Here is a 14,802-nt window from a genome sequence, read left to right on the forward strand (position 1 = left end):
CCATGAGACCGCCGAGATACCTCGCCTTCTCCGCCACCGCCGTCGCGGGGCTCGCCGCCGGGCTGGCGCTTGCCCAGGAGGACGACATCTTCTCCTTCATCCCCGATGGCGGGCGGACGCTGCTCGCGGGGCTTCTCGACGGAAACGCGCCGGAGGGACTCGCACGGGCCGTGGCGACCGAGGACGCCCACGAGGACGCGTGGATGGCCCGCCTCGGGGATACGGACCTCGACCAGTGGCAGACCGAGACGCTCGCCCAGTATCTCGCCGCGCGCGCGCCCTTCGACCCCGGGGGCGAGATGCCGCGCGACGGGCGCGACCTCGCGCTCGCGCTCTGCCAGTCCTGTCACATCATCACGGTCACGGTCACGCAGGACCGCACCGTCGAGGCGTGGCTCGGCACCATGAACTCGCCCAGCCACATCGAGATCGAGATGACCGAGGCCGACCGCCGGCTGCTCGCGGAGTACCTGGTGGTCAATGCGGGCATCCCGATCGACCTCATCCCCCGCGAGTTGCGCGCGGGCGGCGCCTCCTACTGAGGCGCGGGGCCGGGGGCGGGGATGCTGTTCACCTCCCTCGGCTACCTGATCTTTCTTCCGGCCGTCGCGCTCGCCGCCTGGGCGCTGCCGGGCCGCGCCCGGCTGCCCGTGCTGGTCCTGGCGAGCCTTGGCTTCTACGCCTCCTTCGGGCTGTCGCACCTCGTCGCGCTGGGCGCGGTGGCGGCGGTCGCGCTGGCGGCGGGCCGGCGGCTTGCCCGGGAAGACGCGGCGAGGCGGGGGGCGGCGCTCTGGGCCGGGGTGGGCGCGATCCTGGCCCTCATGTGGGCGCTCAAGTATCACGACGCGGCCGTCGCGGCGCTCGGCCTGCCGCTCGAACTGGGGCTCGAGGCGCCGCCGGGCTTCTCCTTCTACGCCTTCACGGCCATCGCGCTGCTGGCGGACCGCTACCGGCAGGCGCGGGCGCTCGGCGCGACGCCGGGGCAGGAGCTTCTTCTGCTCGCCTGGTTCCCGAAGATCCTCGCCGGCCCGATCGAGCGGGCGAAGCCCTTCGCCGCGCAGTTGGCCCAGGCGCCGCGCCTGCATCCCGCGCTCGTGGCGGGCGCGGCGCAACTCATCGTCTGGGGGCTGGTGAAAAAGGTCGTGGTGGCCGACAACCTCGCGCCCTTCGTGGATCGCGCCTACGCCGCGCCCGCCTACGCGGTGCCGATGGAGCTTCTGCTCGCAACCTACTTCTTCGCATTCCAGATCTACTGCGACTTCTCGGGCTACACCGATATCGCGCGGGGCAGTTCGCGGCTTTTCGGGATCGAGCTCAACCGCAATTTCCGCCGCGCGTATTTCGCCACTTCCATCGGCACGTTCTGGTCGGAGCGCTGGCACATCTCGCTGTCGCAATGGTTCCGCGACTATCTCTTCCGCCCGCTTCTGGGCCGGCGGGCGGGCCCGCTGCGGGTCTATGCGGCGATCATGGTCGTCTTCGTCGTCAGCGGGGTCTGGCACGCGGGGCTCGGCTACGGGATCGGCGCGGGCTTCGTCGTGTGGGGGGCGCTGAACGGCATCTATCTCTGTGCCGAGCGCGGGCTCGCGCCCTGGCGCGCGCGCCTGGCCGCGCGGCTCGAGGGGTCGCCCTGGGCGCGGGTCCACGCGATCCTCGCGGCGATCGTCGTCTTCCACCTCGTTCTCGTGAGCTGGATCTTCTTCCGTGCGGGCGGGCTTTCCGACGGCGTGACCGTGGCCCGGCGCATCTGGGCGGCGCTGCCGGAGCTTCCCGGGCTCGTCGTGCGCTACCCCTTCACCGCCGAGCACGGTTTTCTCGCCGCGCTCGTGGCGGGGCTGCTCTTGTGCGAGGCCGCGCAGGAAAGCCGCGCCATCCGCCTGCGCCTTGCGAGGGCGCCGCGCGCCTTGCGCTGGGCAGGGTGGTACGCCGCGCTCTTCGCCCTCGTGCTGATTGGCCGCTGGCAGGGAGAAAGCTTTGTCTACATGCAGTTCTGATCAAAACCTCAAGCGTGCCCGACCGAGCTGGGCAGGGCTCGGGCTCTTTGCGGCAGGGTTCCTCGCACTTTACGCCGCCGCCGCCGTGATCGCCGAATTCCGCGTGGCCCGGGCCGGCGCGGAGGCGCCGTTCCAGCGGCTGCTGGCCGCGCGGGGCGCGGCAGCGGACTGGGTCGTCCTCGGCGCGTCGCACGCGCTGCCCCTCGACTGGGGAGAGGTGCCGCGGCGGCTCGAGGAGGACACCGGACAACGGATGCTGATCCTCGCCGAAACGGGGGCCGGGCCGCTTTACATGCGGATGGTGGCCGATCAGGCCCTCCGTGACGTGGCGCCTGCACGCGCGCTTTACGTGCTGGACGATTTCGCCTTCTTCGATCGGCGCTGGAACGCGGGGCGTATCGAGGATCGCGCCCTGCTGCGCCTGACGCCGCTGCGGGCCTCGACCGTCGCGCTGCTGGCGGGGGCGGTGAGGGCGGAGGGTGTCGATCCCCGCGCGCTGCTCGACTATCTCACCGGGTTTTCGAAGCTGAACCCGCCGGAGCGCTTCCCGGCGCAGGGCTGGGAGGGGGAGGCCGCGTTCGACCGCGTGCACCGCCCCTCGCGCCACGCCGTGCGGGCGCGGATGGAGTTCCTTTACCCCGATGGCGCGGAACTCGCGCAGGCGCGACCGGCGCTGGAGGATTTCGCCCGTCTTCTCGACAGGCTCGGATCGGCGGGCACGCGGGTCGTGGTGCTGCGCCTGCCCGTGCCCGAGGCGTTCCGCGCCGCTGCACCGCGCCCCCCGGCGTTCGAGGCGGCGCTGTCGCGGACCCTCGACGCGGCGGGCGTGCCGCTTGTGGATCTGTCCGCCGCGCTCGATGTGCCGGAATTCTACTTCGACACCGACCACCTGAACCGCGCGGGCGTCGAGGCGCTTTACGACAGGCACTTGCGGGAGCTGCTCAGCGATCCGCCCGAGACGGAGGGCGGGTAGGGCGGGCCGCACGGCCAGTCCCGCGACGCGCCGCCTCAGCGGTAGGTCCGCGCCTCGATCGGCGTGGTTTCGATGGCCGCCTGCAACAGCTTTAGAAAGGAGGACTCGGCGCGGTTCATGCGTGTCCTGGGGTTCCACACCACGTGCACGTCGATGGCGGGCAGAGCCTCGTAGGGCGGCAGCTGCCAGAGCAGCCCGTCGGCCATGTCGCGCGCCGCGACGTGCACGGGAAGCGAGCCCACGCCGAGCCCCGCGACGATCATCCGCCGCACCTCCTCGAGGTGGCTGGAGACGCCGATCACCCGCTCGCCGATCCGCGCCTCGGCGCGCATGAGCGTCACCGGGCGGAGCACGTCGCCCAGCCGGTCGGTCTCGAAGCTGACCGCGTCCTGCCCCGCCAGATCGCCGACGGCAAGGCCCTCTCGCCCGAAAAGCGGATGCGACGGGCCGCAGAAAAGGCCAAAATATTCGCGATATAGCCGGCTGTATTCAAGCCGCGGGTTGCGCTCGCGCACGAGGCAGACGGCGAGCGTCGCGCTCTTGTCGGTGACCCGCGCGACGGCCTCGGCGCTGGTGTGCACGTCGATGGAAAGCGTGGCCTTGGGGTGGCACGCGTGAAATTCCGCGAGCACCCGGTCGAAGAGCGGGCAGACCACGTGGCTGGCCACGGCGAGGCGGACATGGCCGCTGATCTCGTCGGGAAGCTCGCGCATGAGCGTGGCGATGCGCAGGATCGAGCCCTGGATGTCCACCGCCTCGCGCTTGAGACGCTCGCCCGCCTCGGTCAGGCGGAACCGTCCCGGGCCACGGTCGATGAGGCGCTTGCCGATGCGCGCCTCCAGCCGCTTCAGCGCCGCCGAAACGGAGGGCTGCGCCAGTCGCAGCCGGTTCGCGGCCTCCGTCACCGATCGCGATTCCGACAGCACGACGAAGGTGCGCAGGAGGTTCCAGTCCAGCTCTCGCATGGTGCGCTCGGGCGCGCGGCGATCGTCGGGCAGATCCATAGATCATAGACCCTATCAATAATGACAATTCTCGTTAACTATTTGATCTATACCCGGACGAGGGGTCAAGCTTCGCTCGAAATCGTCATTTCGAGGACTGTGCATGTCCGTCGAGGCCCGCGAAGCCCGCCAGCCCTGGATCCTGCTGTCGCCCGCACTGACGGCGGTCACCTTCCTGCTGTTCGTGCCGCTTCTCTTCATCGTGGTCTATTCCTTCTGGCTGAGCTCGGCGACGGGCGCGGACATTCCGGCGCTTTCGCTCGCGAACTGGCAGGAGGCGCTGACCGATGCGTTCTACCGCGACATCCTGCTGGGCACGCTGAAGATCGCCGGGATCACGACGCTCGTATGCGCGCTCATGGGCTATCCGGCGGCCTATTTCATCGCGAGGTCAAAGGGAAACAAGGCGATCCTTCTGCTTCTCCTGATCCTTCCCTTCTGGATCAGCTACATCATCCGCACGATGAGCTGGATCAACATCCTGGGCGTCTCCGGCGCGTTGAACTGGCTGCTGATGACCCTCGGGATCACCGCGGAGCCGGTGCAGATGCTTTACAACGAGACCACCGTGATCCTGGGCCTCGTGCACTTCCTGCTGCCCTTCATGGTGCTCAACGTGTTCGTGAGCCTCGACGGGATCGACACCAACCTCGAGGACGCGGCGACCTCGCTCGGGGCCACCCGGTGGCAGGCCTTCCTGCAGGTCACGCTGCCGCTCTCGCTCCCTGGCCTCGCGGCGGGCGGGCTGCTGTGCTTCGTGCTGGGCGCGGGCACCTACATCACGCCGATGGTGCTGGGCGGGCCGCGTGATGCGATGTTCGCCAACCTCGTCTACGAGGCGATCATCACCCAGCTCAACTGGCCGCTGGGCTCCGCGCTCTCGCTCATGCTGCTGATCGTACTGGGCGCGCTGGTGCTGATCTACAACCGCTATCTCGGCATGGCGCAACTGGCCAAGGGGCTCGGCTGATGGGGGGGCTCGGCTGGAATCTCGTGCGTTTCTGGACGCTTCTGGTCTACGGCTTCATGTTCCTGCCGGTGGCGGTGGTGGTGCTGCTCAGCTTCAACGCGAGCCAGTTCGGCAGCTTTCCCATGACGGGCTTTTCGTTTCGCTGGTTCGTGGAACTGGCGCAGAACGAGGCGATCCTGCGCGCCTTCCGCACCTCCATCGCGCTTGGGCTGCTGACGGCGATCATCTCCACCACCCTCGGCGTGCTCGCCTCGCTCGCGCTGGTGCGCTACCGGGTGCCGGCGGCGAACATGATCACGACGCTCCTGATCGCGCCCATCCTCGTGCCCGAGGTGGTGCTTGCCGTGGCGCTGCTGCTCTTCCTGAACTTCCTGGAACTGGGCAAGAGCTTCACGATGCTCCTTCTGGGGCACGTGATCTTCACGCTGCCCTTCGTGATCCTCGTGGTGCAGGCGCGTCTGGTGGCGATCCGCCGCGACGTGGAGGAGGCCGCGATGTCGCTCGGCGCCTCGCCGGTGCAGACCTTCTTCGAGATCACCCTGCCGCTCATGCTGCCGGCGGTGCTGGCCGGCGCGCTCTTCGCCTTCACCATCAGCTTCGACGACATCACCGGCACGCTGTTCTGGAAGCCGGGCGGCGTCGAGACGGTCCCCACGCAGATCTTCTCGATGCTGCGGAATTCAATTTCTCCCGAGATCAACGCGCTCGGCACGGTCATGATCCTCATGACGGTGGGCCTGCCCCTTCTGGGGCTGGCACTGGCGCGGGCCCTCGCAACCAGAAGCGGCGGGTGAAAACCGCCGCCCCCAACCCCAGACCGACAAGGAGATGAAGATGACCAGGAAAATAGACGATACAACGCGTTACGAACGACTGCTGGAGCGTTACCGGAACGGCGACATCGACCGCCGGGGCTTTCTCGGCCTCATCGGCGCGGCGGGGCTGGCCTACGGGATGCAGACGCCCTTCGCCCGCTACGCCCATGCCCAGGACGTGAGCCAGATCCGCTTCGACGGCTGGGGCGGCGTGGTGTCGGAGGCGTTCCGCGAACACGCCTTCGACCCCTACACCGGCAAGACCGGCATCGAGGTGGTGGACGGCACCTTCTCGGGCGGGGACGAGTATCTCGCCCAGGTGCGCGCGAGCCAGCCGGGCGAGTACAACATCGCCCACCTCTCGGGCGTGTTCGACTACGCGCGGTACCGGAACTTCGACCTGACGACCGAGCTCGACCTGGCGAACATCCCCAACTTCGAGCTGGTGATGACGCGGCTCGTCGAGCCCTACCGCGCGATCACGCCCGACGCGCTGTCTGCGGTGCCCTACAATTACGGGACCACGGGGCTTGCCTATAACCGCAAGCACATCTCCGACGAGGAAATGCAGGAGAAGGGCGCGCGCATCCTGATCGACGCGGCCTACGAGGGCAAGATCGGCGGCTGGTCGGACTGGCGCACGCGGATCTGGTACGGGGCGCTTCAGACCGGGCAGGACCCGAACGACATCCAGGACATGGACGCCGTCTGGGACGCGATCCGCCAGCACCGCGACCTCGCGCTGAAATACTGGGGCTCGGGCGCGGAACTGATGAGCCTTCTCGCCGAGGAGGAGATCTACGTCACCGAGGGCTGGTCGGGCCGCATCGCCGCGCTGCAGGAGCAGGGCCACGACATCGGCTATTACGACCCGCCGAGCGGGTTCGGCTGGCAGGAGTGTCTTTTCGTGATCAAGGGCTCGCCGGTCTCGGCCTGCGAGGAGCTTCTGAACTTCATGCTGGCGCCCGAGACCTCGATCGCGGTGGCCGAGGGGCAGAACTATCCGCCCGCACTCGACGGGACCAAGGTGGATCTCGGCGACAAGATCCCGACGCTGCCGGCCTACGACCCGACGGGCACGCTCTCGGGCCTCACCTTCGCCGATCCGGAATACTGGAACGGCAACGAGGCGGAGTGGTCCAAGCAGTTCAGCCGCGTGCAGCGCGGGTATTGAGGACAGGGCGCGGTCCCGGCGACGGGGCCGCGCCGGTCGAAGGGTCGCGGAATCGGTGCGCATGACGCGGCGCCGCGCCGGGCCCGGGCGGCAAGGGACGCGCGGCAGGCCGGGTGCCCGGGCCGGATTTCCGGGGGCGCGCGGCCGCCCCCGATGCAAGGAGGTTGTCTGAATGAGCTCTGTCCAGCTCAGCAACATCGCGAAGCGTTTCGGCAGCTTCACCGCCGTCCATCCGACCAACCTCGAGATTGAGGAGGGCGCCTTCGTCACGCTTCTCGGGCCGTCGGGCTGCGGCAAGACGACGAACCTGCGCATGATCGCCGGGCTTCTCGACCCCTCCGAGGGCGAGATCCTGATCGGCGGCAGGCGCATGAACGACGTGCCGATCCACAAGCGCAACCTCGGGCTCGTCTTCCAGAACTACGCGCTTTTCCCACACAAGACCGTGGCCGAGAACGTGGCTTTCGGTTTGAAATACCGCGACGTGCCGAAATCCGAGATCGCGGGGCGGGTGCAGCGGGCGCTCGACCTCGTGCAGCTGCCGCAGGTGAGGGATCGCTACCCCAAGGCGCTGTCGGGCGGGCAGCAGCAGCGCATCGCGCTCGCCCGCGCCATCGTGATCGAGCCCGACGTGCTGCTTCTCGACGAGCCGCTCTCGGCGCTCGACGCCAACCTGCGCGAGGACATGCGCGTGGAACTCAAGCGCATCCAGGACCAGATCAACGTCACCACGGTCTTCGTGACCCACGACCAGTCCGAGGCGCTGGCGATGTCCGACCGGATCGTGGTGATGTCGGACGGCCGGGTCGAGCAGGTGGGCACCCCCGAGGAGGTCTACAACACCCCCGCGAGCGAGTTCGTGGCCCGTTTCCTCGGCGCCTCGAACATCCTGCCCGCCCGGGTCGCCGGCCGCGAGGGCGGCGCCGTGGTGCTGGAGGAGGCGGTCTTCGGCCGCATCCCCGTGCCCGCCGGGAAGGCGCCCCATGTCGGGAACGCGGGCGCGGCCAAGCTGGTGATCCGGGCCGAAAAGCTGACACTCGCCCCGCGCGGCGCGACGCGGGAGGGTGCGGCCTGCGTTGACGCCACCGTCGAGACGGTGGATTACCAGGGCCAGGCGGTGCGCTATTTCGTGCGCGCCGGGGAGCGCCAATTGCAAGCCATCAACATGATCGACGAGCATCCCTTCGCCGAGGGAGATGCCGTCACGCTGCACCTGCGTCCGCGCGACTGCGCGGCGCTGCCGGAGGGGTAGGCCCATGACCGAGCGTCCGCCATCGCATCTCTTCTACCAGGGCCGTCAGCGCCGCCCGGTGCTCGACCAGGCGCGCGGCATCTACATGTGGGACGTGGACGGCAAGCGCTACATCGACGGCTCGTCAGGCGCGATGGTCTGCAACATCGGCCATTCCAACCCGAACGTGCTGGCCGCCATGCGCGCGCAGATGGAGCGGTCCACCTTCGGCTACCGGCTGCATTTCGAGACCGAGGCGAGCGAGGCGCTGGCGCGCAGGACCGCCGCGCTTCTCCCGGGCGAGCTGGACCGCGTGTTCTTCGTCTCCGGCGGATCCGAGGCCGTGGAAAGCGCGCTGAAGCTCGCCCGCCAATGGGCGCTCGCCACGGGGCAGGGCGGCCGCTGGAAGGTGATCTCGCGCTTCCCGTCCTATCACGGCTCCACGCTCGGGGCGCTCGCGGTGACGGGCTACGACGCACTGACCGACCCGTTCGAGCCGATGATGCGGATGATGCCGCGCGTGCCCGCGCCGCGCGCCTATCTCGACGGGCTGGACCCCGCCGACCCGGCCACGGGGCGGCACTATGCCGACATGCTGGCGGCGAAGATCGAGGAGGAAGGCCCCGAAAGCGTGCTCGCCTTCATCGTGGAGCCGGTGGGCGGGGCCTCCACGGGCGCGCTGGTGCCGCCGGCGGGCTACATGGAGCGGGTGGCCGAGATCTGCCGGCATTACGGCATCCTGCTGATCTTCGACGAGGTGATGACGGGCGCGGGGCGCACCGGGCGCTTCACCGCCGCCGAGCACTGGGGGATCACGCCCGACATCATGGTGCTCTCCAAGGGCTTCGCGGCGGGCTACGTGCCCTTGGGCGCGATGGCTGCCGGCGCGCGGCTGGTCGAGCCCGTGCTCGACGCGGGCGGGTTCCTGCACGGCTACACCTATGCCGGCAACCCGCTCGCCTGTGCCGCGGGCCTCGCCGTGATCGAGGAGATCGAGCGCCAGGGCCTCGTGGAGAACGCCGAGCGCATGGGCGCGCGCCTCATGGAGCGGCTCGAGGCGCTCCGCCAGCGTTACCCGCTCATCGGCGACGTGCGCGGCAAGGGGCTGCTCACCGCCTTCGAGTTCGTGGCCGACCGGCAGTCGATGGCCCCCCTGCCGCCCGGCCGGGCGGCGTTTCACCGCTTCGTAGAGCTGGCCTATGCGCGGGGGCTCATCGTCTATTCGCGCCGCACGCGCGGCGGCTACGCCGGGGATCACATCATCGTCGCGCCGCCCCTCATCGTCACCGAGGCGCAGATCGACGAGATCGCGGGGCTTCTCGACGAGACGCTCGCGGAGTTCAGCGCCGAGATGGCGGCGGTGGCCTGATGCCGCCGATCCTGATCACCTGCGCGATCACGGGCTCGATCCACACGCCCTCCATGTCGCCCTACCTGCCGGTGACGCCCGAGGAGATCGCGGCGCAGGCGGTGGAGGCCGCGGAGGCCGGCGCGGCGATCCTGCACCTGCACGCCCGTGATCCCGAAACGGGGCAGCCCTCGGCCGATCCCGCCCATTTCCGCGCCTTCCTGCCGCGCATCGCCGCGGCCACCGACGCGGTGCTGAACCTCTCCACCGGGGGCAGCGCGGTCATGTCCCTCGAAGAGCGGCTCGCCGCGCCGATGGAGGCGCGCCCCGAGATGTGTTCGCTCAACATGGGCACGATGAACTTCGCCCTCTATCCCATGGCCGAGCGGGTGGAAGAGTGGATCCACGACTGGGAGAAGCCGTTCCTGGAGGGCTCCGACGACCTCGTCTTCAGGAACACGCCGCGCGACATCGCGCGCATCCTCACCGCGCTCGGGCAGGAGCGCGGCGCACGCTTCGAGTTCGAGTGCTACGACGTGGGCCATCTCTACATGCTGCGCCATTTCGCCGATCGCGGGCTTGTGGCGCCGCCCTTCTTCATCCAGTTCGTCTTCGGCGTCCTCGGCGGGATCGGCGCCGACCCCGAGAACCTGATCCACATGAAGCGCATCGCCGACAAGCTCTTCGGCTCTGACTACGCCTTCTCGGTGCTGGCCGCCGGGCGCTACCAGATGCCCTTCGCGGCGAAGGCTGCCGCCATGGGCGGGCATGTGCGCGTGGGGCTCGAGGACAGCCTGACCATCGGGCCGGGCGAGCTTGCGCAGAGCAACGCCCAGCAGGTGGCCAAGGTGCGCCGCATCGTGGAAGAGCTCGGCCGCACGCCCGCCAGCCCAGACGAGGCGCGCGAGATTCTGGGTCTCAAGGGCGCGGCGGCGACGGCGATCTGACATGACGGTTTCGATCCGCACCGCAGGGCCCGACGACATGCCGGCGCTTTCCGAGGCGCTCGCCCGCCTCTCGGCCGATCTGGGCGATGATCACCGCGCCGGGGAGGCGGAGCTTGCCGCCGCGCTCTCGCGCGGCGTGGCGCGCGCCCAGATCGCCGGCGACGTGCCGTCGGGCCTCGCGCTCTATTCGCCGGTCTTCTCCACCGTGGCCGGCGGGGCGGGGCTCTACGTCTCCGATCTCTGGGTGGCGGAGGGCGCGCGCGGCCGGGGGCTGGGGCGGCGCCTGCTGGCCGCGGCGGCGGCGGATGCGCGCCGCGAGTGGGAGGCGCTCTTCCTCACCCTCGCGGTCTACGAGTACAGCCGCGCGGCGCGGGCCTTCTACGAGAGGCTCGGCTTCGCGCCCGTGACGGGGCAGACCCGCATGATGCTGAGCGAGGCCGGTTTCGCGGCGCTGGAGGGAGAAAGATGAAAGCCGTTTTCGACGACCGCCAGTGGCGGCACGACCCGAAATTCTTCATGGCGAACGGCACCCGTCTGCCGAGCCCCGAGCAGCCCGAGCGCATCGCCCGGCTGAAGGCGGCGGCGGAGGCGGCGGGCTGCGTCTTCGAGGCGCCGGCGGATCACGGGATGGGGCCGCTCGCGGCGGTGCACTCGCCGGAATACCTGCATTTCCTGCGCACCATCTACCCGCGCTGGCGGCGTATCGAGGGCGCGGGCGAGGAGGTCATCCCCAACATCCACCCGGCGAGCCGGGCCGACGGCTACCCGAAATCGGCGGTGGGGCAGGCGGGCTGGCACCAGGCGGACACGGCCTGCCCGATCGCCGAGCACACCTGGGAGGCGGCCTACTGGTCGGTGCAGACGGCGCTTTCGGCGGCCGATCTCGTGCTGGGGGGCGCGCGCGCCGTCTACGCGCTCTCGCGCCCGCCGGGCCACCACGCCTACCGCGACCTCGCGGGCGGGTTCTGTTTCCTCAACAACGCGGCCATCGCCGCCGAGCACCTGCTGCGCGCGGGGCGCCGCCCGGCGATCCTCGACGTGGACGTGCATCACGGCAACGGCACGCAGGGGATCTTCTATGCGCGGGGCGACGTGCTCACCGTCTCGATCCACGCCCATCCCGAACGCTTCTACCCGTTCTTCTGGGGCTATCCGCAGGAACGGGGCGAGGGCGCGGGGCTCGGCGCGAACCTCAACCTGGCGCTGCCGCGGGGCACGGACGACGCGGGCTACCTGGCCGCGCTCGACACCGCGCTCGCGCGGATCGACGCCTTCGGGGCGGACGTGGTGGTGGTGGCGCTCGGGCTCGACGCCCATGTGAACGACCCGTTCCAGGGCCTCGCCGTCACCACGGAGGGCTTCGGGCGGATCACCGGCGCCATCGCCGCGCTCGGGCGCCCGCAGCTCTACGTGCAGGAGGGCGGCTATCTCTCGCCCGATCTCGGGCCCAACCTGACCGCCGCGCTCTCCGGCGCCGCGGCATGAGCGCGCCCGACGTCATCGTCATCGGCGGCGGCATCGCCGGGGTGAGCGCAGCGGCCGAGATCGCCCGGGAGGCGCGGGTGACGCTTCTCGAGTCCGAGCCCGCGCTCGGCTACCATTCCACCGGCCGCTCGGCGGCGATCTTCATCCGCAACTACGGCAACGCGACGCTCCGCGCGCTCAACGCGCTGGCCGAGCCGGTCTATGCCGAAGCCTCCGAGCTCTCCGACACGCCGCTTCTGTCCGCGCGCGGCGCGCTGACGCTGGCCTATGCGGGGGAGGCCCACGCCTTCGCCGACTACTGCGCGGAGGCGGACGGGATCGAGCGGCTGAGCGCGCAGGAGGCGGCGGAGCTCGTGCCGATCCTCGATCCCGGCCCGGTGGAGGCCGCCGCGCTGGAGCCCGACGCCCGCGACATCGACGTGGATCGCGCGCTCCAGGGTTATGCCCGTCTGCTGCGGGCGCGGGGTGGGCGGATCGTGACCGGCGCGCCCGTGACGGCCATCGCGCGGGAGGGCGGCGCGTGGCGGGTGGAGACCCGGCAAGGCGCGGAGCGCGCCGCGGTGATCGTCAACGCCGCCGGGGCCTGGGCGGACGAGGTGGCGCGTCTGGCGGGCGTGGCGCCCTTGGGCCTCGTGCCGCACCGGCGCTCGGCGGCGATCCTGCCGCCGCCCGGCGGTCGTGACGTGGCGCGCTGGCCGCTCTTCGGCTCTGCCACCGAGACCTGGTACGCGAAGCCCGATGCCGGCCGGCTCATGGTCTCGCCGGCGGACGAGGACCCGGTGGACCCGCACGATGCCTGGCCCGACGACATGGTGCTGGCCGAGGGGCTCTGGCGCTACGAACAGGCGGTGACTGAGGCGGTGGAGCGGGTGGAGCGCAGCTGGGCCGGGCTGCGCAGCTTCCTGCCCGACCGCACGCCGGCGGCGGGTTTCGCCGCGGACGCGGAGGCATTCTTCTGGCTCGCGGGGCAGGGGGGCTACGGGGTGCAGACCGCGCCCGCCCTCGCCGCGATCGCCCGCCATCTCGTGACCGGCGGCGGCGCCGCGCCCGATCCCGCGCTCCTGGCCGCGCTGGCGCCCGCGCGGCTTGCAGCGGCGGGCGCACGCCACGCGCCCGAGGGCTGAGCCGCGCCGCAACGTGGGGCCTTCGAAGAGAGAGCGCGGGGGGGCGCCGGAGTGGCGCCCGCGTCGATGGCCCGGCCCTGGGCGGCCATCGCGCCCTTGCGCCCGGCCGATTTGACCCGGTTGCCCGCGTGTGAGACCTTTTCAGCCGTTCTGCAAAGGGTGGGGTGAGGGCCTATGGACGACGATCGACGCAGGAACGTTTTCGTCGCGGGGCTAGACCCGTTCAATCTCCGCCTTCTGAAAAACGTGCGTCATGCGGACGATTACGCGTTCCACACGCTTTTCGATTTCGACGAAATCACCCATGCCGAGCGTTTCGACATGGAAGCCTTGCTCGAAAAGGCGCGGGGCGTGCTGCGCGATTTCGACGGCTCGATCGACGCCATCGTGAGTTACTGGGATTTCCCGTCCATCGTGATGATGCCGATCCTGCGGCGGGAATTCGGTCTCCCGGGCCCCAGCCTCGAAAGCGTCCTGCGCTGCCAGCACAAGTACTGGAGCCGGAGCGTCCAGCGAAACGCCGTGCCGCGGCAGGTGCCGCGTTTCGCGCGCGTCGATCCCTTCGAGGCGGACCCGGACGCGCCGCCGCTCGACTATCCGTTCTGGCTGAAGCCGGTCGTCGCCCATTCCTCGATCCTCGGATTTCGGGTCGAGAACCGGGAGGACTACGCCCACGCGCTCGCGCAGACGCGGTCGGGAATCTCGCGGTTCGCGGAGCCGCTCGAGGTGCTGATGGGATATGCCGATTTGCCCGCCGAGATCGCCGAGGCGGGCGCGGCGCAGTGCATCGCCGAGGAAATCATTTCACAGGGCGCGCAATGCACACTCGAGGGCTACGTGTTTCGGGGCGAGACGGAGATCTACGGGATCGTGGATTCGATCCGGGGGCCGAACCGGTCCAGCCTGGAGCGGTACGAGTATCCCTCCGCGCTTCCCGAGCCGGTGAAAGCGCGCATGCGCGCCTCGGCCGCGGAGGTCGTCGCGGCCATCGGCCTCGACAATTCGCCGTTCAACATCGAGTATTTCTACCACGAGGAAGAGGACAGCCTGTCGCTGCTGGAAATCAACGCGCGCATTTCCAAGTCGCACAGCCCGATCTTCGACATGGTGGAGGGTGTGCCCCACAAGGAGGTCATGCTCGACGTGGCGCTGGGGCGAAAGCCCGATTACCCCGCCCGTCGCGGTGAATTCCGTTACGCCGCCAAGTTCATGCCGCGGTTTTACGGCCATTCCGACGACGAGGTCGTGACGCACGCGCCCGGCGAAGACGAGATCCGCGCCCTCGAGGAGCGTTTTCCCGGCGCGCGGATCCAGCTTTATGTGCAAGAAGGCTTGCGGCTGGGCGAGTTGAAGCACCGTGACGAATACAGCCACGAACTCGCGGCCATATTCCTGGGCGCGTCGAGCCGCGAAGCCTTGCACGCCGACTTCGAAGAGCTTTTCGACGCGATGGACATCCGTACGGCGGAAACCGGAAAGGAAGGGCATTGAGCGCGGCGGTCGGAGCTCGTCTGTCGCGCTGACCGGCAGCCCGGGAAACGCAGCCCGGCGCCGTCCCTGCGATCCTGGCCGGATTCGGTGCTCGCCATCATTCGGCAAGCCGTGCGTCCGCGTGGGAGTGCCCCTCATGGAAATGACATGTCCGGTCCGCTTGGGGCGTGGAATTCTCTTTTCGATATATTTTTGAAAAGTAAATGCAATTTCAGGTTATCTTTCCACGTAGACTTCTCGCGAAAG

Annotated in this window: 14 protein-coding genes; 13 read left to right on the plus strand and 1 reads right to left on the minus strand. The window is 69.7% G+C overall.

Features of this window, described 5'->3' with window-relative positions; translation table 11 throughout:
- Positions 1-2 precede the first annotated feature (2 nt).
- From AB6A66_RS15005 to AB6A66_RS15015, 3 genes are read left to right on the plus strand one after another with little or no spacing between them, the layout of a single operon-like run.
- On the plus strand, positions 3-542 hold the full coding sequence (locus AB6A66_RS15005) for a hypothetical protein (RefSeq protein WP_371056522.1): 540 nt from the start codon (positions 3-5) through the stop codon (positions 540-542).
- A 21-nt stretch (positions 543-563) separates the two neighbouring features.
- Positions 564-1,994 carry an MBOAT family protein gene (locus AB6A66_RS15010; protein ID WP_371056523.1) on the plus strand — a complete coding sequence of 477 codons (1,431 nt, stop codon included), beginning with the start codon at positions 564-566 and terminating at the stop codon, positions 1,992-1,994.
- Positions 1,975-2,967, plus strand: a complete 993-nt coding sequence (locus tag AB6A66_RS15015; protein ID WP_371056524.1) for a hypothetical protein — start codon at positions 1,975-1,977, stop codon at positions 2,965-2,967. Before AB6A66_RS15010 ends, AB6A66_RS15015 begins: the two co-directional genes overlap by 20 nt.
- A 35-nt stretch (positions 2,968-3,002) precedes the next feature.
- Here AB6A66_RS15015 and AB6A66_RS15020 read toward each other — a convergent pair whose 3' ends face one another.
- Positions 3,003-3,971 carry a LysR family transcriptional regulator gene (locus AB6A66_RS15020; RefSeq protein WP_371056525.1) on the minus strand — a complete coding sequence of 323 codons (969 nt, stop codon included), beginning with the start codon at positions 3,969-3,971 and terminating at the stop codon, positions 3,003-3,005.
- 103 nt (positions 3,972-4,074) lie between these two features.
- Here AB6A66_RS15020 and AB6A66_RS15025 point away from each other — a divergent pair, with 103 nt between their 5' ends.
- From AB6A66_RS15025 to AB6A66_RS15070, 10 genes are all read left to right on the plus strand, one after another.
- Positions 4,075-4,941: an ABC transporter permease gene (locus AB6A66_RS15025; protein WP_371036363.1), complete on the plus strand. Its 867-nt coding sequence runs from the start codon at positions 4,075-4,077 to the stop codon at positions 4,939-4,941.
- Entirely contained in the window at positions 4,941-5,735 is a 795-nt protein-coding gene (locus AB6A66_RS15030; protein WP_371056526.1) for an ABC transporter permease, read from the plus strand. Before AB6A66_RS15025 ends, AB6A66_RS15030 begins: the two co-directional genes overlap by 1 nt.
- A gap of 52 nt (positions 5,736-5,787) precedes the next feature.
- Positions 5,788-6,930 carry a PotD/PotF family extracellular solute-binding protein gene (locus AB6A66_RS15035; protein ID WP_371056537.1) on the plus strand — a complete coding sequence of 381 codons (1,143 nt, stop codon included), beginning with the start codon at positions 5,788-5,790 and terminating at the stop codon, positions 6,928-6,930.
- Between the two features lie 172 nt (positions 6,931-7,102).
- Positions 7,103-8,182, plus strand: a complete 1,080-nt coding sequence (locus tag AB6A66_RS15040) for an ABC transporter ATP-binding protein (RefSeq protein ID WP_371056527.1) — start codon at positions 7,103-7,105, stop codon at positions 8,180-8,182.
- 4 nt (positions 8,183-8,186) lie between these two features.
- Positions 8,187-9,530, plus strand: a complete 1,344-nt coding sequence (locus AB6A66_RS15045) for an aspartate aminotransferase family protein (RefSeq protein ID WP_371056528.1) — start codon at positions 8,187-8,189, stop codon at positions 9,528-9,530.
- Positions 9,530-10,456, plus strand: a complete 927-nt coding sequence (locus AB6A66_RS15050) for a 3-keto-5-aminohexanoate cleavage protein (protein ID WP_371036359.1) — start codon at positions 9,530-9,532, stop codon at positions 10,454-10,456. Before AB6A66_RS15045 ends, AB6A66_RS15050 begins: the two co-directional genes overlap by 1 nt.
- A 1-nt stretch (position 10,457) precedes the next feature.
- Positions 10,458-10,925, plus strand: coding sequence for a GNAT family N-acetyltransferase (locus AB6A66_RS15055; protein ID WP_371056529.1), 468 nt, complete (start codon positions 10,458-10,460; stop codon positions 10,923-10,925).
- Positions 10,922-11,941 carry a histone deacetylase family protein gene (locus tag AB6A66_RS15060; protein WP_371056530.1) on the plus strand — a complete coding sequence of 340 codons (1,020 nt, stop codon included), beginning with the start codon at positions 10,922-10,924 and terminating at the stop codon, positions 11,939-11,941. The genes AB6A66_RS15055 and AB6A66_RS15060 overlap by 4 nt, the downstream gene beginning before the upstream one ends.
- A complete protein-coding gene (locus AB6A66_RS15065) occupies positions 11,938-13,065 on the plus strand; it encodes an NAD(P)/FAD-dependent oxidoreductase (protein WP_371056531.1) in 1,128 nt (375 codons plus the stop codon). Before AB6A66_RS15060 ends, AB6A66_RS15065 begins: the two co-directional genes overlap by 4 nt.
- Before the next feature lie 174 nt (positions 13,066-13,239).
- Positions 13,240-14,556 (plus strand): acetyl-CoA carboxylase biotin carboxylase subunit family protein, encoded by a 1,317-nt coding sequence (locus AB6A66_RS15070; RefSeq protein ID WP_371056532.1) that lies wholly within the window; start codon positions 13,240-13,242, stop codon positions 14,554-14,556.
- Positions 14,557-14,802: the final 246 nt, after the last annotated feature.

This window comes from Rhodosalinus sp. K401 (assembly GCF_041365735.1).
Classification (GTDB): Bacteria; Pseudomonadota; Alphaproteobacteria; order Rhodobacterales; family Rhodobacteraceae; genus Rhodosalinus.